Here is a 19,308-nt window from a genome sequence, read left to right on the forward strand (position 1 = left end):
TTGTCAGCCGAGGTGGACGGGGAAGGCGGCCAAGTCGTTTTGGGTGAGGACGGGGAGGTTGCGGATTTCCTCGACCGGGACTGCCAGGCGGAGGTTGGGGAAGCGTTCGAAGAGGGCGGGGAGGGCGATGCCGGCTTCCAGGCGGGAGAGGGCGGCGCCGGGGCAGATGTGCGGGCCGTAGCCGAAGGTCAAGTGGCGGTGTGCGGTGGAACGGGCAATGTCGAAGTTGTCGGAGTCTTCGCCGTGGATGGCGGTGTCTCTGCCGATCGCCCGGTAGGACATGACTACGCCCTCACCTTTTTCGATGACGGTGTCGCCGACGGTGATGTCTTCGGTGGCGAAGCGCATGAGCAGGTGGGTGACGGGGCTGTCCCAGCGCAGGGTTTCCTCGACGGCTTGTTTCCACTCGAAGTCGCCGCTGCGAATCTTGCTCAGCTGTTCGGGTTCGGCCAGCAGAGCACGCACGGCATTGAGGATCAGGCCGACCGTGGTTTCGTGACCCGCCGCCACAAGGGCTTTCAGGTTGCCGACGACCTCTTCCTCGGTGAGCGGCTCGCCGCCGTCGGTGGCGTGGATGAGCGCGGTGGTGAGGTCGTCGGTGGGATCGGCGGTCTTCTTCCGCACCAGATCGGTGTAGTACACGTCCATTTCGTCGATGATGCGTAGTCGCTCGTCCTGCGGCGTGAGCAGCGAGAAGAACGCCTTGTACCAATCGAGGAGCATCGGGTGGTCGGTGCGGTCGACGCCCATCAGCTCACTGATGACGCGCATGGGCAGTGGGTAGGCGAACACCTCTTTGAGGTCGACCACCGCACCGCCGCTGCCCGCGACGCTGAGATCGTCCAGGAGCTCGGCGGTCAGTCGCTCGATCGCCGGGCGGATAGCTTCCAGTCGACGCGGCGACAGGGCCTGCGTGGTCTTGATCCGCAGCCGCCGATGCTCGGCGCCGTCGACGGTGAACATGGACCGGCCCGCGTCGATCATCCCGATCAGCGGCCACTGCCGCGTCACCACGCCGGAGGTCCACAACGACCAGCCGTTGATGTCCTTGATCAGCCGGGGGTCGACGAGCAGCTGTCTGGCCACCGCATGCTCGGTGACCGTCCAGGCGGGAACGCCCAGCAGTTCGATCCGTGCCAGCGGACCGGCGGCGCGCAGTCGGGCGGTCTCCCCGGCGAGGTCGCCGACCATCGGGTCGATCGCGATGGGCTCGGCGAATGGACAGGTTTCAGTCACGGGGTACCTCCGACTGCACGAACTGGGGTGAAATGAACCGGCAATGACGTCATGCCGCGCAAGAACGCCGACGGCCGCCGCACCAGGTTCTGCGCGGGAACCATGAGATCGATATCGGGCAGCCGGTCCAGCAGCACCTCGATGCTGGTCCGCGCGATGATCTCGGCTAGTTGCTGCGCGGGGAACGGGCAGCGGTACTCGCCGTAACTGAACGCGAAGTGCGCGCTGTTGCCGGTGTGCGCGGGTTCGGCACCGTCGACCAGATGCTGGCGCACATGCGGATCGGCGTTGGCGGCCGCCAAACCGAGCAGCAGCATGTCACCGGCCCGAATCACCTTGTCGCCCAATCGCGTATCGCGGGCCGCCCAGCGTCCCGCGAGGATCTGCGTCGGCGTGTCCTCCCACAACACCTCGTTCATCGCCTCGCCGACACTGCGCCGCCCACCGCCGAGGGCCGCGGCGAACCGGTCGTCGGTGAGCATCAGCCGCACCGAGTTCCCGATCCAGTCGGCCGTCGGCAGATGCCCGGCGGCGGTGACCGCCATCAGGTCCTGCACGTACTCCTCGTCGGTGAACTGCCCCGGGTGCGCCAGCATCCGCGACACCAGATCCGCACCGGGCCTTGCCTTCTTCGTGGCGAGCACGTGCTGCATCTGCTCGTAGAACCGCCCGTACGCCGCCTGCGCGTCGGCGCCACCGTCGGCGAGCGCCTTCATGCTCCAGGCCAACCGCGCGCCGTCCTCGTCGGGAAAGCCGAGCACCCGGGCGAGGGCGAGCACCGGCATCGGCACGGCGAACTCGGCGACCAGATCGGCCTCGCCCCGGCCGCAGAAGCCGTCGATCAGTCGATCGGCCAATTCCTCACAGGTGCGGCGCAATTCGAAGGGATCGACCGATTCCAGCGCGGGTTCGACCATCGCCACGTGCCTGCGATGCTCGGCGCCCGCGGTGAAGTAGATCGACGGCCTCGGCTGCCCGACCATCGGCAGCAGCGGCCAGTCCTCGGGGATGTTGGGCCACTGGTTCCACAGACCGACGTCCCGCGGGAACAGCTCGGGATCGCTGGTGACCTGGTGCAATTCGCGGTACCCGATGACCAGCCAGGCCGGCACATTGCCCGGCAGTTCGACGGCGACGACGGGCCCGTGTTCGCGACGCATCTCGCGATAGAGATGTTGTGGATCGGTGTGGAAGCGGGGGCCGCTCAGCGGCACCGCTCGGGCGTCCGGGTGGACCGGGCAGCCGCCGGTGGCGTCCGGCGTGGCGCTCGAGGTGGTCATGAAGCGGTCTCCGCTCGCGGGGCATGGGCGTAGATGTGCTCGACGAGGCTGATCAGAACGCGCTTGCCGGATTCGCGCGACCGAGCGTCACAGTCGATCAGGGGTACGTGGGGATCGAGATCGAGGGCCTCGCGGACCTCGGCGGGCCGGTACGGTGCGCCGAAGTTGTTGCAGGCCACGATGAATGGGGTGCGCTGCGCTTCGAGCCGATCGATGGCGTACCACGAGTCGGCGATCCTGCGCTGGTCGACCAGCACGATCGCGCCGAGCGCGCCGCTGAACAAGCGGTCCCAGAGGAAGAAGAACCGCTCTTGCCCTGGCGCACCGAACAGGTAGAGCACGTTCTCGGCGTCGATGGTGATCCGGCCGAAATCGAAGGCGACCGTCGTCGTGGACTTGCCCGGCGCACCGCTCGGATCATCGATCCCGATGCCCGCGTTGGTCATCGTCGCCTCGGTGCCGAGCGGGCGGATCTCGCTGACCGCGCGCACCATGGTGGTCTTGCCGACGCCGAAGCCGCCGACGATGACGATCTTCAGGCCGTGGCGGGTTGCGCTGTTCAGTGGTGCGTCGGCTCGGGTGGGCCGAGCGTCAAAGGTTGCGGAGTCCAACAAGCACCTTCTCGAGGGTGGTGGAGTCGGGCACCGAATTCCACGGCGCGTCGGGATCGAGGCCGACATCGGGATGCCGGACGGTGATCTTGCCCGCGTGCAGCAGGTCCGACAGCAGGATGGTGGCGATGCCGACCGGTATTCGCAGTTCGGCGGCGATCTCGACGACGGCGGTCGGGGCCCGGCACATGTCGAGGATCGCCACGTGCTCGGACTGCATGCCCTGCGTCGGCGCGCACTCGCTGACCACCAAGGTGACCAGGTCGAAGCTGTCCGAGTCCGGTTTGCTGCGTCCACCGGTCAGTGTGTAGAGCCGGTCGGGGGTGTCGTCGCGGCCTGGCCTGTTCACAGACGCGCCTCGCTGACGCTCGGCAAAGCCGTGGTTCGCTCGCTCACGACACGCTCGCTCCCCCGACGCGCGGGGTGGACGCGAGATGGTGGCCCAGCTGTTCCACCAGTTCCCGCATGTTGTGGCCGACCAGGCCCGCGTCGGCGTCCTCGGCGGCGATCACCGCGATATGCGCCGCGAGGCCTGCCTCGACGATGAACAGGATGCCGCCGTAGAACTCCGTCATCGACTGGCGCACACCGCCTCTACCGTCGCCGAACTCGACGGAAGCACCGTGCGACAAGCTCTGGATGCCCGCGGCGATGGCGGCGAGCTGATCTGCCTTGTCCATGCCGAGTTCCGGGGTGTGGCAGATCTTGAGACCGTCACCGGAGAGCAGCAACGCGTGGCGGGTGCGCGGGGTACGGGCGAGCAGTTGCTCCAACAGCCAGCTCAGTTGCGACGGCACAGACGTTGTCATCGATCATTCTCCACGGCAACGGTAGGGGACGGGGAAGGTATTGCGGCAGCGGGGCTCTCGGGATCCCGGCCCGCCAACGCGCGCTGAAACGCGCCGAAGGAGGCAGCCGTCACTACCGGCGGGGTCGCCGCGGGCGCGTCGGGCTCGGGTAAGGAAAGGCCCGCAGGGTGGACGGCGGCCAGTGTGCTGCCGCGACGCCGCTTCGGTAGCCCCATGCTGGTGACCTCGACAGTTGGTGCTGGTTGAGGAACGGGCTGCGACTGGTGGGTGGCAGGCAGCATGGCGTCTGTGAGCGGCGTGGCGACGGGCATGACTACAGCAGCCTGCGTGGCCGCGGGCAGCGTGGCCGAGACAGGCGACGCAGCAGCAGATCTGGGGGCGGGCTCCGCGGCAGTGGTGAGGTTGGCGGCGGCAGCAGACTTGGCGGCAGGCTGCGTAGCAGCCGTGGGCGGCGTGGCAGTCATAGGTGATGCAGGGGGCGTGGTGGCAGCAGCGGCCTTGACGGCCCCCGACGACGCGGCGGCAGCGGGCGACCCAGCAGCAGGTGTGGCGGCAGGCAGCGTGGCGGCGGCAGGCGACGCCGCGGTCCCAGGCGACGCAGCGGCAGCAGATGTGGCGGCGGCACCAGGGTCCGCGGCGGCACCAGGATTCGCGGCGGCACCAGGATTCGCGACGGCACCAGGATTCGCGGCGGCGGCTGGGTTGGGGGCAGCGGCGGGGTTGGGGGCGGTTGCTGGTGCGGTGGCAACTGGCGAGCTGGCGGTGGGCGGCGAGGCCGAGGCATGCGATGCGATGCGTAGTGACGGGCTTGTCGCGAGCGAGGCCGGTTGGGAACGATCGAGGCGCGCGGTGAGGTCGCGGGGCACGACGACGACCACCGCGGTGCCGCCGATGGCGGAGGGGCGGTAGGACACGGTGAGGCTGTGCTTGCGCGCGAGGTGGCCGACGACGGCGAGGCCGAGCCGGGTGCCGCTGAGCGAGGACAGGTCCGCGGAACGCTGGCCGCGACCGTCCGGGCCCGCGCTCGATACGGTCTGTTCGGCGCGGCGCAGCGCCGATTCGCTCATCACCAGCCCGCTGTCCTCGATGGTGATCACCACACCGGCGGGTACCTCGGCGGCGTAGACGTGCACCTCGGTGGTGGGCGGGGAGAAATTGCAGGCGTTGTCGAGGAGTTCGGCCAGCGTGTGCATCACGCCTTCGGCCGCGTGACCGGCGATGGCGATTTCGGCGACGGCGCGCAGTCGGACCCGCTGGTAGCCCGCGACACGGCCCATGGCGCCGCGCAGGATCGATTCCATGGCAATGGGTTTGGCCCAGCGCCGCCCGGATCGGGCACCGCTGAGCACGGCGATGCTGTCGGCGAGTCGACCGGCCTGCGCGGTGCGATGGTCCAGCAGCAGCAGGTCGGCGAGCACCTTCGGGTCGGCGTGCCGGTGCTCCATCTCGCGCAGCTCGGCGAGCATGCTGGTGGTCATCGCCTGCATACGGCCGGCGGCACCGGCGAAGGCGGCCATCGCCGCGGACCGGCGGCTCTCACTGTTCTTCGATTCCCACGCTTGCGCGGCCGCGGCCGCGCCGGCCGCCGCGATCCGGGCGCTCGCCGCAGCGGTGACGGCTGCCGCGGCTCGTCGGGCCCGCACGGCTTCGCCGCGGTAGTACACCGCCGCGGTCACCGTGGCGCACAACGCAATCGCCGCTATCACGGCGCCCACTGTCAGCGGAACGCGGAAGTCGGTCGGCGCGAGGAACACCGCGATCACCACCCCGACGGAGGCGATGGCGGCGCAGGTCAGCATGACTAGCAGGGGTATGCGCAGTCGGCGAAAGAGAGGTTCCCGAGGCTCGCCTTCCGGCGCGTTCAATGACTGTGACAAGTTCCGTACTTCCGCACTCACGTTCACCAAGAAGGCATTCCGCCGATCCCCCGGCCCCTCCTACCTGTTCGGGCTGCACACAATGTACAGATCGCCGAGCGGTTCCGCATCTCGGCAGCACGCATCCGCCGCAGGCCACGCGGTGGTTGTATTGTATTGCGCTACTTTATTTTTCAATGACTCCGGGTAGCGCATCGGCTACTCGTCGGTAGCTCTCGAACGCCGCTTCACCGCACCTCGCGGCCGGGCCGCCGCCGTCGTCCGCAACCCGCCCGCCGAGCGCCGCGCCGTGCCGGGATTCCAGCGATTCGGATTCGACCGAGGAATACTGGAAATACAGTGGCAATGACGGTGACCAGCAGCGAAGGGCACGGAGATGACCATGATGTCCATGCTCGGTGAGGTTCGGCCGGAGCACGACCACCCGGATGACGGCGGTTTGGTGCTATTGCACTATTTGCGTTCTTTCCGCAAGCCGGTGCTCGAAGTGTGGTCGGCGGCGACCGAGCGCGGTCAGTTGGCGCGATGGTTCGGCACGGTGTCCGGCGGCAACGGCAATCTGACGATCGAACCGATCGACGGACCCGTACCGGGTCCCCTCGCGGTCCGCGTCGACCATTGTCAGGCGCCGCACGAACTCGTCGTGCACATCGACGGTTGTCTGCTGGAGCTCCGGATGACCCAGGTCGGCGTGGTCACCACCGTCGAACTGGTGCGCCGCCACGTCTGTCCGGATGAGGCGGGTGCGATCGGCCCCCGCTGGCAATACCTCCTGGATCGGCTGACCGCGTACTTGGACTTCCAGCCGCTACCGCAGTGGGCCGACTACCCGAAACTGGCCGACGAATACCGCTGAGGCGTGCGCCCGAGTTCGCTCCCGAGACGGTCGACCCGCGCCGCGCATATGCTTGCGCCGCACCGCCTTCAGAAGAAGAACCCCGCGATCCCCCAGCCCGGCCGCGCCTGCGCCTCGCGGATCCACTCCATGCACGATTCGATGGCCGCGAGTACCTCGTGGTCGACCTCCTCGCGGTCCTTCGGGGTGGTGGATTCCCACTGCACCAACGCTTCCGCGCATTGTTCCGGGGTCCACTCGCCGTAGCCGGGGAGTTCGTCGGGTTCGGGTAGCGCGGCAGGTAGGGCGTGGTGGACGAAGTCGGCGAGGCTGATCGCCTTGATGCCGAGTTCGGCGAGGCCCTCGTCGACCTGTTCCAGCCAACTGCCGCGGAACGGCGAGAAGTAGCGGTTGTCCAGAAATCTGCCGTAGAACTGGCAGATCGTTTGGTACGCATAGGCGTACTGGAAGCCGTGCGACGGATCGAACGGGCCGCCGTCGATGACGGCGCGCACCGCGTCGTAGCGGGTCGGGGCGCCGTTGCCGATCTCGTCGGCGAACCAGTCGTCGGCGTGCGCGAGCTGAGCCCTGAACCGACCGCCGATCATCCGCCGGAGCTTGTCGTCCCGCGAGCCGATGGCGGCTCTGACCCTATCCAGTTCGACGACGTAAACGCTCAGGCTGTAGCTCATGACTGCGCCTCGCTGGCGCTCGGCTCCGTCATGCGCGACGCGCGCTGGCACATGATTCGCTCACTTCGTTCACTCATGACCGAACATTAGCGGTGCCCACCGACAATGAACGCCGCACCGGCGGAAGGCGTTTGACGCTACGCGGGCACGTCGGACGGGTTCGGGACGAGTTGGCGCAGGTGGGCCGTGAGCAATGCGTCGACCTCCGTTGCGCGCTCCAGCTGAACCAGGTGACCGGCGTCGGCGATCTTCGTCACCTCGCGCAGCTCGGGGACGTAGCGGCGCAACGTCGCCAGTGGGTCGCGGCCACTGAATCCCTCCATGTCCGGGTCGCGATCGCCGTAGAGGAAGTAGGCGGGAACCGTGACGGACGCGTCGGCGTAATCCGCCGTCAGCTCCCAGTTGCGGTCGAGTGCGCGATACCAGTTCAGGCCACCGGTGAACCCGGTGCGCTCGAAATCCTGTGCCAGAATGTCGAATTCGTCCTGGGTAAGCCAACGCCACGGCAGCGGCGGGGCTTCCGGCAGCACATCGAGATATCCGGTGCCCTCCGCGGGGAACTGCCAGGTGTCGAGGTAGTGGTAGTCGGCACTGAGCGAGTAGTACACCCGCGCCAGGAACTCCCTCGGGCGCGCGCCCAGTTCCGCGTCGGCCACGCCGGGGGCCTGAAAGTAGTGCAGGTGCAGGAAGTGTCGCGCGGCAGCCTTGGCCCACAGCTGCGACGGAGCCCGTGGCGGTCGCGGCGCGAAGGGGTTGTTCAACACGATGACGCCGCGCACCCGCTCCGGTGCGCGCAAAGCCAACTCCCACACCAGTGCCGCGCCGAAATCGAGGCCGACGAACACCGCCTGCTCGGCGCCGATGTCGTCGAGCAGGCCGAGCAGATCACCGATCACCGCCTCGTTCGTATAGGACTCGACGTCCGCCGGTATGTCGGTCTGCCCGTAGCCGCGCAGGTCGGGGGCGATCGCCCGATACCCGGCCGCGGCGACCGCGGCCAGCTGGTGATGCCAGACGAACCAGGTGTGCGGGAAGCCGTGGCAGAAGATCACCGGATACCCCTCGCCCTGTTCGGCAACGTGCATCCGGACGCCGTTGGTCGTCACGAACCGGTGCGTCAACTCCACTATGGCCTCCGAAAACCTAGAACGTGTTCTCGTTTCACGGTAGTGTCCCGAAGTCGTGAGCGGAATACCTGAGACACTCGACGGCAAGATCGCGGTGGTCACCGGCGCGAGCCGCGGCATCGGCAAGGGCATCGCGCTGGAGCTCGGGGCGGCCGGTGCGACGGTGTATGTGACCGGACGCTCGGCAACGCCCGGTCGCTTGCCTGGCACGGTGCACGAAACCGCGGCCGCGATCGACGCGGCGGGCGGTGTCGGCATTCCGTTCGTCTGCGATCACCGCGACGACGACGCGGTGCGGCGGCTGTTCCAGCTGATTCGCGACGAGCGCGGCCGCCTCGACGTGCTGGTGAACAATGTCTACAACTCCCCCGCCGCCGCCCGCTGGCTCGGCAAGCCGTTCTGGGAGGTGCCGCCGAAGGCATGGGACGAGACGTTCGATATCGGCGTTCGATCGCATTATGTGGCAAGCGTTTTCGCGGCTCCGCTGCTGATCGGGTCGGGCGGGCTGATCGTCAACATTTCCTCGCCGGGCGCGCGCCGGTACATGCACAACGCGGTGTACGGCGTCGCGAAAACCGCACTGGACCGGCTCACCGCCGACATGGCGCACAACCTGTCCGACACCGAGGTCACCGTGGTCTCACTGTGGCCCGGCATCGTGAATACCGAACTGCTGCAAATGGTTCCGGCCGATGCACAGGGCCAGCGCTTGGTCACCCTGCCGGGCGAGGGCACCTTCGACCTCGCCGAGGCGGAAACACCCCGCTTCCCCGGCCGGGCGGTCGTCGCGCTGGCCACCGACCCCGATCGCCGCTCCCGCACCGGATCAGCCTGGCGCGTAGCGGATCTGGCGGAGTCCTACGCCTTCACCGACGTCGACGGCCGCGTCCCGCGCGCCGACTGAGCTGGTCGATGATCACCGGGAACTACTAGCGATAGTTCGCCGCCACCAGTTCCTCTCACGCGACGCCGAGGAAGCGCTGCACCGCGCGCGACGGCGCGGGCTTGGCGTGCCACGCGAGGTACACGTGGGAGGGCGGAGCGTCCGGAATGTCCAGGTAGACAACGCCGGGGTGGGGTGCGCGGCTGCGTGCCAACGCGGGTACGCCGCCGATCCCCCGGTTCGCCGCGACCAACTCGATCCACTCGTCGAAGTTCCGGCAGGTGATGATCTGCCGATCCGGGTCGGCCTGCTCCCACGAACCGGCGTGAGTGGTGCCGGACACCACGTTCACCACCAGGGGATAGTCGGCCAGATCGGCCCAGCGCAGGTCGGTTGCCTCGGCGAGGGGCGAGTTCGCGGCGACGGCGAGCACCCGCTGCTCGGTCGCGATCACTCGGGATTCGAGGTGGCTCGGTAGCCGAGTCGCCCTGCGGAACAGCGCGATATCGATCGACCTGGCCTCGAGCGCGGCCAGCGGATCATCGATGCGGCGCAGCGTGATCCGACCGCCGAGGGCCTCATAGCGACGGCGGGTGGCGGCCAACCAGGTGGCGGGCAGTAGCCATGCGAAGCCCACCTCGATGGCGGCCCGCGAGCGCAGCTGCGCGGTCACCGTGTCGACGTCGGCGAGGATCCGCCGCGCGTGTGTCAGCAGTTCCGCACCCTCGTCGGTCAGTTCGAAGCGGCGCGAAGTGCGTTCGATCAACCTGCATTCGACCAACCGCTCCAACTGCTGAATCGTCCTGGTCAGCGCGGGCTGACTCAGGTGCAGGCGGGCCGCGGCACGGGTGTAGTTCGTCTCCTCGCACAGCACCAGGTACGCCCTCAGGTGCCGCAGCTCAACATCCATGCATTCAGCGTATACATTGTGCATAGAAAGCATTTCACAGGTACGGCAAAGGTCCGTACGGTCGCTGAGGTGACCGCTACTCTCGCTCCCGCACCCCGCAGCAGTCTCGCTCCCGCCTTCGCGGCCGCCGCCGGATTGGCCGCCGCGGTGGGCGTCGGCCGTTTCATCTACACGCCGCTGCTGCCGATCATGGCGGACGCGCACCGGATCAGCGCGCACGACGGCGCCGTGATCGCGACCGCCAATTACGCGGGTTACCTGCTCGGCGCGATTCTGCTCACTCGATGGCCGGAACTGAACAGCCGCAATATCTTTCGCCTTTCGGCCGGGCTGCTGATCGTCAGCGAGGCGCTGATGGCCGTGCCCGCGCCCGCGCTGTTCGGCGCCGCGTTGCGCCTGATCGCCGGTATCACCAGCGCGGTCGTGTTCGTCGCGTGCGCCGGGGTGGCCGCACGACACGGCAGCAGTCGGGACGCGGCCGGAATCGCCTTCAGCGGAGTCGGATTCGGGATCGCGCTGACCGGGTTGCTGGTGCTGGCGGTACGGCCGTTCCTGGGTTGGCAGAGCATGTGGCTCGTCTCGGCGGTGCTGACAGCGGTGTTGCTGCTGCCCACCTTGGGTTTGGATATCCGGCCAGGTCGTCGCGCGGGCAAGGCCACCATCCGTTCGGCGGGCGCGTGGCGGGCGCTGCTCGTCGCCTACTTCCTGGAAGGGGTCGGCTACATCGTGATCGGGACGTTCCTGGTGGCCGCGGTCAGCGACCAGCGTGGGCCGGTGGTCGGCTCGGCGATCTGGGTGGTGGTCGGCGCGGTGGCGGTGCCGACCACTGTGCTGTGGGGTGTTGCCGCGCGCCGCTGGGCGCCGGCCGTGGCCTTGCCGATCGCGGCACTGGCGCAATGTGTTTCGGCTGTGCTGCCCGCCGTCTCGACCGCGGTGTGGCCTGCCGTGCTCTCGGCGACACTGTTCGGCGCGACGTTCATGGGCATCGTCATGCTGGCGATACGGGTCGGCGGCGAGTTGTCGGACGGCGGCGCGGCCGCACCACTCACCGCCGTCTATGGCGCGGGGCAGATGCTGGGTCCGTTGGTGGTGGCGCCGGTGATCGGCGACAGCTATCCGGCCGCGTTCGTCATCGCCGCCATCGTGCTGGCGGCTGCGACGATCGCGGCCGGTATGGTGACGCGCCTGATCAGGAGAACTTGATCTCCAGGCCGATGCCGAGGATGGCGATGACCCACACCAGCCCGGTGAAGACGGTGACCCGGTCGAGGTTCTTCTCCACGACGGTCGAGCCGGAGAGGCTGGACTGCACACCGCCGCCGAACAGGCTGGACAGACCTCCACCCTTGGCGCGGTGCAGCAGCACCAGCAGCACCAGCAGCACGCTGGTGACGATCAGGAGGATATCCAGAAACATCCGCATGCCCGACAGTGTATGCGGGCGATCGAATCCCACCGAATCAGGCACCACGGACGGTCACCACGACCGATTCGTTCAAGCCGATACGGCGCCGTTCCGCCGACAATGGAGCGCTCGATGAACATGAGGAACGGAGCGCGGGACATGGATGTCGTGGCGGAAGCGGTACGAACGATGGCTCGGAGGTTCGCCGATCTGGCGTCGTCGGCACCGGACCAGCCGGTCACCGCCACGCCGGGCTGGTCGATCGTCGACGTCCTCGGTCACGTGGCGATGGAGCCGTCCCGATATCGGGAACTGGCGCTCGGCCGAGGTCGATGGCCCGCCCGCGCGGCCGACCTGCCCGCGTTCAATGCCGAGCAGATCGCGACCTTGCCGACCCGTGACCCGCGCGAACTGGCCGCGAAGCTGGTGGCCGACACCGATGCGTTCCTGGCTACGGTTGCCGACGCCGAAGCTGATCGCATGATGATGTTCGACGGTGATCAGCGGATTCGCGTCGACCGGTCGCGCGGCACGTTGCTCGGCGAATTCGTCGTGCACGGGTACGACATCGCGCGCACCCTCGGCCGGAGGTGGCCGATCGAACCGTCGCACGTACCGATCATCTTGGACGGGCTGAACCAGGTGGTGCCGGGCTGGGTCGACGCGGCCAAGTCCGAAGGCCACACCGCAACCTACGAACTGCGGTTACGCGGTCTCACGCGATACGTGTACCGATTCACCGACGGACAGTTGACAATCAACCCGGCCGAGCCCGGACCCGTCGACGTGCACATCAGCGCCGACCCGGTGGTCGCGCTGCTGCTCAACTACGGCCGGATCGGGCCGTGGCGTCCCGCGCTGACCGGGCGGGTTATCACCTGGGGGCGCAAGCCGTGGCTCGGCCTCGGTTTCAGTGGACGCTTCCTGCCTGCCTAGCGTGGCGAGATCGCGACCAGGTGGGTGACCTGGTCGTCGCCGATGGTGAATTTCGACGCCTCCTGCTCGCGGATCTGGTCCTGCGCGGTGAGCCGGACCTGGTGCTGGTGCATGTGCTCGGCCCAGGACCGGACGACGAACGCCTCGACATAACGGTCGAGCACGCCGACGTCGCGATACAGCCGCCACTCCATCGCGCCGGTGCGTTGCCGAGACCGGCCGACGAACGCCATCGCGGTCATGAACTCGTCCACGTTCTCCGGTGGCACGTCGTAGGTGCGCAGCACCAGCACCGGGCCGTCCGCCGGATCCGGTTCGACTACCAGCTGCGGTTCCGGCCAGAACGCAGACGGCGTCTGGTCCAAGTTCTCCGCGTTGTGACTGATCGGCAGCCACACCGTGCTCACCGCGCACAATGCGAGCAGCGTCGCGGCGATCAGCAGCGCGGACACCGGCCCGGCGGCGCCGGCGACCACACCCCACACCACTGAGCCGATCGCCTGCCCACCCATGAACACCAGCAGATACACCGAAAGGCCGCGGGCGCGCACCCATGCGGGCAGCAGCAACTGCATGGTCGAGTTCATCGTGGACATGGCGAGCAGCCAGGCGAAACCGGCGAAGACCAGCAACACCAGCACGACCGGCACGACGTGCAATACGGCGGTGGCTGCCGTCGCGAGCCCGAAGAGGACCGCCGCTGTGGTCAACCGCTGGGTCGGCGTCAGGAGCGTGCGCAGCCGCGATAGCCCGACGGCGCCGAGCACCGCGCCGAGACCGAGTGCGGCGAGCATGAGGCCGTAGCCGGACGAGGACAGCCCCAGTTCGTCGCGCGCGATCACTGGAAGCAGCGCCCACAGCGCGCTGGCCGGGGCGATGAATAGAATCGACCGCAGCAGTACCCGTCGGATCGCCGGGGCGGCTCGAATGAATCGCGTTCCGGCCTGCAATGCCGCCAACGGGCGTTCGCTCGGCAGCTGCCGATCCGTCGCGGGTCTGCGCCACAGGCCGAGCACCACGACGATGCCCACGAACGACACCGCGTTCAGGGTGAACACCAAGGTCGGCCCGGACAGCGAGACCAGCACCCCCGCGATCGCCGGACCTACCGCGCGCCCGATATTGATGCTCATGCTGCCCAGTGCCGCCGCCGATGGAATCTGCTCGCGCGGTACGAGTTCCGGCTGAATCGCCTGCCAGGCGGGCCCGGTGAGCGCTTGCCCACAGCCGAGCAGGAACAGCAGAGTGAGCAACACGGCCGGGGTCGTGTGCCCGGTCGCCGTCGACACCGCGAGCACCGCGGCGAGCACCGCCATCGTCGACTGCGCACCGAGCAGCAGCCTGCGTCGATCGACCAGGTCGGCGATCACGCCGGACGGTATGGCGAGCAGCATCACCGGCAGCGTGATCGCGGTCTGCACGAAGGAGACCAGGACGGCCGCATTCGGCTCGTCGACCAAAATCCACTGCGCGCCGACGGTCTGCATCCAGGTGCCCAGGTTGGATACCAGCTGCGCGATCCACAAGGCGCGATACACCTTCGACCGCAGTGGCGCCCAGGTCGAGATCGGGGTGGAGGCGGCAATGGTCACTCGCCGAAGCTTAGCTAGTCCGGGTGTGCACGCCACGGATGCTGGAGCAACGACTGCCATGCCGCCGCCCAGGGGAAACGGGCCGCGTGGTCATCGCCGGACTTCGGCTCATGCGGCGGATCCTCCAGCAACATCGTCACGCCCCAGGTCGACAGTTTGTGCACGGCTTCCGCCACCGGCGGAAAACTGATCAGCGCCCGATTGACGAACGGCACCGCGACCACCGGCACCCGCAGGCCGACAGCCTCCACCAGCAGGCCGAGCGGCAATGTATCGGAGATCCCCGCCGCCCACTTGGCCAGCGAATTCGAGGTGATCGGCGCGACGATCATGCCGTCGGCAGGTGGGAGTACGTCCGGTGCATCCGGTTCCTTGTACTGGCTCCGCACCGGGTGCCCGGTCTTGGCCGCCAGCGCGTCGGCATCGATGAACCGCCGCCCCTCCGGCGAAGCGATCACACAGACATCCCACCCGTCCCCCTGCGCCAGATCCACCAACTTGCCCACATCGCGAGCGACAGACGAGCCGGTCACGATGAGGTAGACGACCGGGGTTCCCTGATCATTCATCCGTTCATCGTGTCAGGCACCAGCGGATCAGGGCGCCAACCCCAAGACAGACGCGAGCCGCTGGGCGTCGGGCCGCACGGTTGCGCCGCCGTGCGCGACGAGGTCCGGCACAGCCGACCGCGCGAACAGTGAGAAGCCGAACGTATCGGGTGATTCCTTGTGCGCCTTGCTGAGTAGCGCCACCGCTGCCATCGGCTCGTCCCGCATATGGTGTGCGCGCGCAATCTCGGCGGTGTGGAAGCTGCGGCGCGTGGCTGACGGCATCTTGGTCAGATCGACCTTGGCTGCTTGCCGGATCGCGTATCCGCTGTGCATCAGGTCGAGCTGGACCGTGATCGCGTACGCCTGGACCATCTGCCGTCCGAAGATCAGCCACGGATGGCAGTAGGCGTCGCCGAGGGAGCGGGCGGCCTTGTCCGCGTTGTCCCAATATCGCAGGGCGTCTCCTTCACGTCCGACCTTCGCATAGGACAGCGACATGGCGAGTTGCAGCAGCCCCCACAGCGCGCGGTCGTCGTCGGATTGCTCGGGCGCCAACAGATCGGACACCTCGCGCGCCAATTCCACGCGCGCCTCGTGCTGTTCGCCCGCGTCCCGGTAGATGTGGTTCACATACCAGGCGGCAGCGGCCATCGCATGCGGGTCGTCGGCATCCTGCGCGGCGGTCATCGCACGATCGCCGGACATCAGCACCAGCGCGGCCGCGGGTTGGAACGACAGATACAACTGGGTCAAGTGGTAGACCTGAGCCAAGGTGGACAGTGCCATTCGGCGCTCGTTCCCATCGAGCTGACGCACGCCGATGCGGGCGTCACACAGCAGGTCGGGCAAAACCGTTGCCACGGCCGAACGCTGACAGGCGGCACCATGCCACAGCGCCCACGCTTGTCGGGTTCGGGCCGCCAGCGCCGCCGCGGACAGGTCGGGGTCATTGCTGCTCGCCGCCACCGGGTAGGAAACCAACGCCTCCGACACCTTCGCCAGGGCCGGGTGAACGGTCTTGCCGTAGCTGGCTCGCGACAGCGCCTGCTCCCCGGTCAGTTCGGTGAGGTCGCCGATGTCGAGGATCTCCGCCAGTCGGATCAGCATCGGCAACCGTGGCTGCTGAAGCCGTCCTGTCTCAACGGCTTTCACCCAGCTCGCCGAACGACCAGCGAGCTCCCCCAGTACCGAACGCGTCATGCCCGCTCGCCGGCGCAAATGTTGCAATCGCTGACCGAAGTCTCCGGGGTGAACCATGACGGGCTCCCTAAGCCACTGTCGAACAGACGTTCTTTGTCCAGATTACTCGGCAGCGCGGAATCTCGAATTCCGAACAGGGACACATTGTGTGCCTCTGCGCTGGCTGATGTGGGTCAACGTCAACGGCAGCACCGCCTCGGGCGGCGGGTGCCACCAACGACAGCGAAACGGCAGGGGTGAAGCGGTGGGGTTCAACTGGTGGCGAGACGGCGAGTCCGATGGCACGTCGGTTCAGGACATTGTGGACCGGGTGCAGGCTGAATGGCGAGCTGAGCGCCGAAGTGTTCGGGCCGAGGATGCTGGACTATGGCCGCATCGGTGGCCGCATGCGGCGCCGGAGTATCCGCTGAGCGTGTCTGAAGCGCACCGAATCATGCAGCAGCACCGCGGGTGTCGGGTATCGGACTGCCCGCGCAAGGCAGCGGCGCGGCAAGCCCTGATCGATGCGGGCCGGATGCGGCCGGATCCATCACGAGAGCGCTGAGCGCTGGGCGCTGCGAATCGCTCCCGCGCGACCGCACACCCCGGCTCTCAGCCGCACACCCGGTGTACTGGGTGTGCGGCTGAGACAACCAGTGTGCGGATTCGATTTCGGGTCAGTCGATCAGTGCGCGCGGGTGTTGCTGAGACGACGCAACGCGGCACACGGATCGTCTGGCATCCTCTCGGCATCGATGGCCCGAGAACGAAAGCGGTGTCCCGACAACGAGATCAGTGGCCTCCACCTTGCATGGCGTGGCGTGTCGGACCGATGACCTCCCGCGCTCACCCGACGCGGGAGGACTCGGTCGTCCGGCTAGGACCGGCTGAACGGTGCGGTTCCGGTGCTACGCCCGGTCCCCTCTCCGTGGCTGGGTGCTGGCGAGGATCAGCGCCGAGCTGAGGAGGCCGCCGCCCATCATGCCGAGGGGTGTGAGGCGTTCGCCGAGTACGAAGGCCGCGAGGACAGCACCGGTCAGCGGCTCGAGTAGGGCGAGGACGGCGGCGGTTCCCGCGGCGGTGTCGGAGAGCCCGTGGAAGTACAGCGTGTACGCGATGGCGGTCGGGATCAGGCCCAGCGTCAGCAGCAGGGCGATGCTGACGACGGTCGGCTGGAAGGTGATTCCGGTCGTCAGGGCCAGCGGCGCCAGCAGCAGTGCGCCGCCGGTGAAGCCCAGAGCCGTCGTGGTCATCGGGTCGAGACCGGTGACCGGCCGCGAGCCGATGACGGTGAGTGTCGCGAACGCGCTGGCGGACAAGGCCGCAAGGGCAGCGCCGACGAGCAGGCCGGTGGTGCCCACGTCGCCGGACGGGACGCCGACCAACAGGGCCAGCCCGGCCAGTGCGAGCCCGATCGTCCCGGCCCGCCGCCGGTCCAACGCCCGGCGGCCGGTGACCTGCTCCAACAACGCGACCACCACCGGTGACATCCCGATGGTGATCAAGGTGGCGACGCTCACCGACGACGCGGCGACCGCACCGAAGTAGCTCGCCTGGAAGATCGCGGCGAGGGCAGCGACCGCACCGATCCGCCGCCACGCCAACGGATTCCGTGGCACCGGCCGTCGGGTCGCCGCCAGCAGCGCGACGAGCAGCAGACCGCCGACAGCGAGTCGGCAGGTGGCCACCGCAACGGGTGACAAACCGGTGGCACGGCCGAGCAGCGTGCCGAGCAAACCGCCGGTGCCCCAGAGCATTCCGGCGCCGACGAGGTAGACCAGGCCGGACCGGCCCGCAGTGGACAGAGTTGTGGACATGAAAGTTCGCGCTCCTGCGACAGAGAGGGATGGGGTCGCGGAAGCGAGGTGCACAACGAATGCCGAAGGGGCGCGCTCACCCCACGGGTGGCGCGCTGACTGTTACACCTCGCTCAGGAGGCGGGCGGCGGTGTGATCGGAAAGCATCGGTGCACGCGGCCGATCTTAATATCCGGCGGCATGATCTGTCGCCCGGGTTACGGGCGAGCGCGTACCGCTGCCGCAGTCACGGCCTGTCTTCGGCCGGGCTCCGTCCGGCGGCGCTCAGTGCGCGCAGGGCGGGATCGGCCGCGATGCGGGCGGCGGTCTCGGCATCGGGCTGGTAGGGCTTGGCGCGGATGATCCATTCGCGACGCAGCTCGGGCACCGTCACCTGCAGTTCGTCCCACTCGGAGGTCAGCTGACCGGACCAGTCCATCTGTTCCGGTCCGTCGAGGAAGCCGCCGGTGTAGCCGAGATAGTCGTTCCACACCGCGTACGACGTGGCGAAGGTAACCGCGTCCGGCACATCGAGTTTCAACAACCACCTGCCGTGCGCCCACTCATGGTCTCCCAGAAGGGCATTCGCCACACGCCGGACGGTAGACCCGCGCAGCCCGCGCCCCGGCCAGCACCACACCGGCGGCGCGTCACCGCAGTCGATGCCACGCCGCGTCATCTCTTCGGCCATGGTCCGGAAGGCGGGGTGCCAGTTCGGTGAAATGAGATCCCATCTCGCCCGGTACGACCCGCTCGACCGCACCGAGGCGACCACTTCGGGCGCCTGCAACGTCCACAATCTCATCGGCCCGGCCTATTCGTCGACCGCGTCGGCATAGGTCTGCAGCATGTCTTCGATCAGCATGAGGACCGCATCGTCGAGCTCGGGCCGCTGATACACGCCGCGGACCACCGCCTGCCCCGAAAACAGGTGCAGCACAAGGAAGAACAGCGGCTCGCGCAACCGCTGCGGATAGCGGTGCAGCACGCCGGTACGTTCGACGGCGGCGACGATCTCGTCGTAGTAGTTCTCCACCGTCGGCGCGATCCTGGTGCGCAGCTCGGCATCCGAGCGCGCCGCGAGGTAGATCTCGCGCAGCGCGTGGGTGATGTTGTCGGACTGGGCCGCCCGCAGGAAGCGCAGCGCGGTGTCGAGCGGATTCGCCTGGTCCCCAAGGTGTTCCATGATCACAGTGAAAGCGGCCAGCTGCCGCGTGACGATCTCCTCGGCGGTCCGCACGATCAGATCGAGCCTGCTGTCGAACTGCCGGAACATGGCTCCGACGGACAGGCCGGCGCGCCCGCAGATCTCCTGCACGGTGGTGCGCTGGTAGCCGACCTCGCCGATCGCGGCGATGGTCGCATCGATCAGCTTCGCGACGGTGGCGGCGCGGCGTTCCTGTTGCGTCCGGCGTGGACGCGATGTTTCGGCGCTCCCGGTCATGATTGCCCATCCTGCCCGGTCGGTCCCGGACCGGTGGTCATCGGGTCAGCGTGATCGTTGACACAGCGACGGAACGCACTTTACAGTCAACGCGCCAGTTAGGAAGCAAACGCTCCCTTTTTGCCCGAGGGCCGTGGCGCGCAGC

20 protein-coding genes are annotated in these 19,308 nt (G+C 68.0%); 4 read left to right on the forward strand and 16 right to left on the reverse strand.

The window, feature by feature from the left end:
• Positions 1 to 3 precede the first annotated feature (3 nt).
• The 6 genes from ACFK0J_RS25870 to ACFK0J_RS25895 are packed head-to-tail and all read right to left on the reverse strand — an operon-like array spanning position 4 to position 5,735.
• Positions 4 to 1,236 carry a cytochrome P450 gene (locus ACFK0J_RS25870; RefSeq protein ID WP_378731576.1) on the reverse strand — a complete coding sequence of 411 codons (1,233 nt, stop codon included), beginning with the start codon at positions 1,234 to 1,236 and terminating at the stop codon, positions 4 to 6.
• Positions 1,233 to 2,516, reverse strand: a complete 1,284-nt coding sequence (locus tag ACFK0J_RS25875; RefSeq protein WP_378731578.1) for a cytochrome P450 — start codon at positions 2,514 to 2,516, stop codon at positions 1,233 to 1,235. The genes ACFK0J_RS25870 and ACFK0J_RS25875 overlap by 4 nt, the downstream gene beginning before the upstream one ends.
• Positions 2,513 to 3,127 carry an ATP/GTP-binding protein gene (locus ACFK0J_RS25880; RefSeq protein WP_378731580.1) on the reverse strand — a complete coding sequence of 205 codons (615 nt, stop codon included), beginning with the start codon at positions 3,125 to 3,127 and terminating at the stop codon, positions 2,513 to 2,515. The genes ACFK0J_RS25875 and ACFK0J_RS25880 overlap by 4 nt, the downstream gene beginning before the upstream one ends.
• Positions 3,108 to 3,476, reverse strand: a complete 369-nt coding sequence (locus tag ACFK0J_RS25885) for a DUF742 domain-containing protein (RefSeq protein ID WP_378731582.1) — start codon at positions 3,474 to 3,476, stop codon at positions 3,108 to 3,110. The genes ACFK0J_RS25880 and ACFK0J_RS25885 overlap by 20 nt, the downstream gene beginning before the upstream one ends.
• Before the next feature lie 43 nt (positions 3,477 to 3,519).
• Positions 3,520 to 3,936, reverse strand: coding sequence for a roadblock/LC7 domain-containing protein (locus ACFK0J_RS25890; protein WP_378731584.1), 417 nt, complete (start codon positions 3,934 to 3,936; stop codon positions 3,520 to 3,522).
• Entirely contained in the window at positions 3,933 to 5,735 is a 1,803-nt protein-coding gene (locus ACFK0J_RS25895; protein ID WP_378731586.1) for an ATP-binding protein, read from the reverse strand. The genes ACFK0J_RS25890 and ACFK0J_RS25895 overlap by 4 nt, the downstream gene beginning before the upstream one ends.
• A gap of 454 nt (positions 5,736 to 6,189) precedes the next feature.
• Between ACFK0J_RS25895 and ACFK0J_RS25900 the strand changes: the two genes are divergently transcribed.
• A complete protein-coding gene (locus tag ACFK0J_RS25900; protein WP_378731588.1) occupies positions 6,190 to 6,669 on the forward strand; it encodes a hypothetical protein in 480 nt (159 codons plus the stop codon).
• A gap of 68 nt (positions 6,670 to 6,737) precedes the next feature.
• Here ACFK0J_RS25900 and ACFK0J_RS25905 read toward each other — a convergent pair whose 3' ends face one another.
• Both ACFK0J_RS25905 and ACFK0J_RS25910 read right to left on the reverse strand, forming a co-directional pair.
• Complete coding sequence (locus ACFK0J_RS25905) at positions 6,738 to 7,340, reverse strand: hypothetical protein (RefSeq protein ID WP_378731589.1); 603 nt, start codon at positions 7,338 to 7,340, stop codon at positions 6,738 to 6,740.
• A gap of 137 nt (positions 7,341 to 7,477) precedes the next feature.
• Positions 7,478 to 8,467, reverse strand: a complete 990-nt coding sequence (locus ACFK0J_RS25910; protein ID WP_378731591.1) for an alpha/beta hydrolase — start codon at positions 8,465 to 8,467, stop codon at positions 7,478 to 7,480.
• A 55-nt stretch (positions 8,468 to 8,522) separates the two neighbouring features.
• On the opposite strand from ACFK0J_RS25910, the gene ACFK0J_RS25915 reads away from it, so the two are divergent.
• Positions 8,523 to 9,371, forward strand: a complete 849-nt coding sequence (locus ACFK0J_RS25915; protein WP_378731593.1) for an SDR family NAD(P)-dependent oxidoreductase — start codon at positions 8,523 to 8,525, stop codon at positions 9,369 to 9,371.
• A 55-nt stretch (positions 9,372 to 9,426) separates the two neighbouring features.
• On the opposite strand, the gene ACFK0J_RS25920 is transcribed toward ACFK0J_RS25915, so the two are convergent.
• Positions 9,427 to 10,260: a LysR family transcriptional regulator gene (locus ACFK0J_RS25920; RefSeq protein WP_378731595.1), complete on the reverse strand. Its 834-nt coding sequence runs from the start codon at positions 10,258 to 10,260 to the stop codon at positions 9,427 to 9,429.
• 69 nt (positions 10,261 to 10,329) lie between these two features.
• Here ACFK0J_RS25920 and ACFK0J_RS25925 point away from each other — a divergent pair, with 69 nt between their 5' ends.
• Complete coding sequence (locus ACFK0J_RS25925; protein ID WP_378731597.1) at positions 10,330 to 11,463, forward strand: YbfB/YjiJ family MFS transporter; 1,134 nt, start codon at positions 10,330 to 10,332, stop codon at positions 11,461 to 11,463.
• Here the strand turns inward: ACFK0J_RS25925 and secG are convergent.
• Positions 11,450 to 11,683, reverse strand: coding sequence for a preprotein translocase subunit SecG (secG, locus tag ACFK0J_RS25930; protein ID WP_378731599.1), 234 nt, complete (start codon positions 11,681 to 11,683; stop codon positions 11,450 to 11,452). The genes ACFK0J_RS25925 and secG overlap by 14 nt on opposite strands.
• 114 nt (positions 11,684 to 11,797) lie before the next feature.
• On the opposite strand from secG, the gene ACFK0J_RS25935 reads away from it, so the two are divergent.
• Positions 11,798 to 12,601 carry a maleylpyruvate isomerase family mycothiol-dependent enzyme gene (locus tag ACFK0J_RS25935; RefSeq protein WP_378731601.1) on the forward strand — a complete coding sequence of 268 codons (804 nt, stop codon included), beginning with the start codon at positions 11,798 to 11,800 and terminating at the stop codon, positions 12,599 to 12,601.
• Here ACFK0J_RS25935 and ACFK0J_RS25940 read toward each other — a convergent pair.
• The 6 genes from ACFK0J_RS25940 to ACFK0J_RS25965 form a co-directional block, all read right to left on the reverse strand.
• On the reverse strand, positions 12,598 to 14,253 hold the full coding sequence (locus ACFK0J_RS25940; protein ID WP_378731603.1) for an MFS transporter: 1,656 nt from the start codon (positions 14,251 to 14,253) through the stop codon (positions 12,598 to 12,600). The two genes, ACFK0J_RS25935 and ACFK0J_RS25940, sit on opposite strands and share 4 nt — an antisense overlap.
• Complete coding sequence (locus ACFK0J_RS25945; protein ID WP_378731604.1) at positions 14,208 to 14,762, reverse strand: flavoprotein; 555 nt, start codon at positions 14,760 to 14,762, stop codon at positions 14,208 to 14,210. The genes ACFK0J_RS25940 and ACFK0J_RS25945 overlap by 46 nt, the downstream gene beginning before the upstream one ends.
• A gap of 27 nt (positions 14,763 to 14,789) precedes the next feature.
• A complete protein-coding gene (locus tag ACFK0J_RS25950; protein ID WP_378731606.1) occupies positions 14,790 to 16,001 on the reverse strand; it encodes a multiprotein-bridging factor 1 family protein in 1,212 nt (403 codons plus the stop codon).
• 830 nt (positions 16,002 to 16,831) lie between these two features.
• Complete coding sequence (locus tag ACFK0J_RS25955) at positions 16,832 to 17,740, reverse strand: DMT family transporter (RefSeq protein ID WP_378731608.1); 909 nt, start codon at positions 17,738 to 17,740, stop codon at positions 16,832 to 16,834.
• A 226-nt stretch (positions 17,741 to 17,966) separates the two neighbouring features.
• A complete protein-coding gene (locus ACFK0J_RS25960) occupies positions 17,967 to 18,524 on the reverse strand; it encodes a hypothetical protein (protein ID WP_378731611.1) in 558 nt (185 codons plus the stop codon).
• Positions 18,525 to 18,533: 9 nt separating this feature from the next.
• The gene (locus ACFK0J_RS25965) at positions 18,534 to 19,163 is read right to left on the reverse strand and encodes a TetR/AcrR family transcriptional regulator (protein ID WP_378731613.1); all 630 of its coding nucleotides are present in this window, start codon (positions 19,161 to 19,163) and stop codon (positions 18,534 to 18,536) included.
• Positions 19,164 to 19,308 lie beyond the last annotated feature (145 nt).

It is taken from the genome of Nocardia brasiliensis (assembly GCF_042691675.1).
GTDB classification, from domain to species: domain Bacteria; phylum Actinomycetota; class Actinomycetes; order Mycobacteriales; family Mycobacteriaceae; genus Nocardia; species Nocardia brasiliensis_D.

Coding starts and splice junctions, on each gene's coding strand:
- ACFK0J_RS25875 (WP_378731578.1), bottom strand. CDS start 2,516: ATGACCACCTCGAGCGCCACGCCGGACGCCACCGGCGGCTGCCCGGTC.
- ACFK0J_RS25890 (WP_378731584.1), bottom strand. CDS start 3,936: ATGACAACGTCTGTGCCGTCGCAACTGAGCTGGCTGTTGGAGCAACTG.
- ACFK0J_RS25895 (WP_378731586.1), bottom strand. CDS start 5,735: ATGCTGACCTGCGCCGCCATCGCCTCCGTCGGGGTGGTGATCGCGGTG.
- ACFK0J_RS25900 (WP_378731588.1), top strand. CDS start 6,190: ATGACCATGATGTCCATGCTCGGTGAGGTTCGGCCGGAGCACGACCAC.
- ACFK0J_RS25905 (WP_378731589.1), bottom strand. CDS start 7,340: ATGAGCTACAGCCTGAGCGTTTACGTCGTCGAACTGGATAGGGTCAGA.
- ACFK0J_RS25920 (WP_378731595.1), bottom strand. CDS start 10,260: ATGGATGTTGAGCTGCGGCACCTGAGGGCGTACCTGGTGCTGTGCGAG.
- secG (WP_378731599.1), bottom strand. CDS start 11,683: ATGCGGATGTTTCTGGATATCCTCCTGATCGTCACCAGCGTGCTGCTG.
- ACFK0J_RS25935 (WP_378731601.1), top strand. CDS start 11,798: ATGAACATGAGGAACGGAGCGCGGGACATGGATGTCGTGGCGGAAGCG.
- ACFK0J_RS25940 (WP_378731603.1), bottom strand. CDS start 14,253: ATGGCAGTCGTTGCTCCAGCATCCGTGGCGTGCACACCCGGACTAGCT.
- ACFK0J_RS25945 (WP_378731604.1), bottom strand. CDS start 14,762: ATGAATGATCAGGGAACCCCGGTCGTCTACCTCATCGTGACCGGCTCG.
- ACFK0J_RS25950 (WP_378731606.1), bottom strand. CDS start 16,001: ATGGTTCACCCCGGAGACTTCGGTCAGCGATTGCAACATTTGCGCCGG.
- ACFK0J_RS25955 (WP_378731608.1), bottom strand. CDS start 17,740: ATGTCCACAACTCTGTCCACTGCGGGCCGGTCCGGCCTGGTCTACCTC.
- ACFK0J_RS25960 (WP_378731611.1), bottom strand. CDS start 18,524: ATGAGATTGTGGACGTTGCAGGCGCCCGAAGTGGTCGCCTCGGTGCGG.
- ACFK0J_RS25965 (WP_378731613.1), bottom strand. CDS start 19,163: ATGACCGGGAGCGCCGAAACATCGCGTCCACGCCGGACGCAACAGGAA.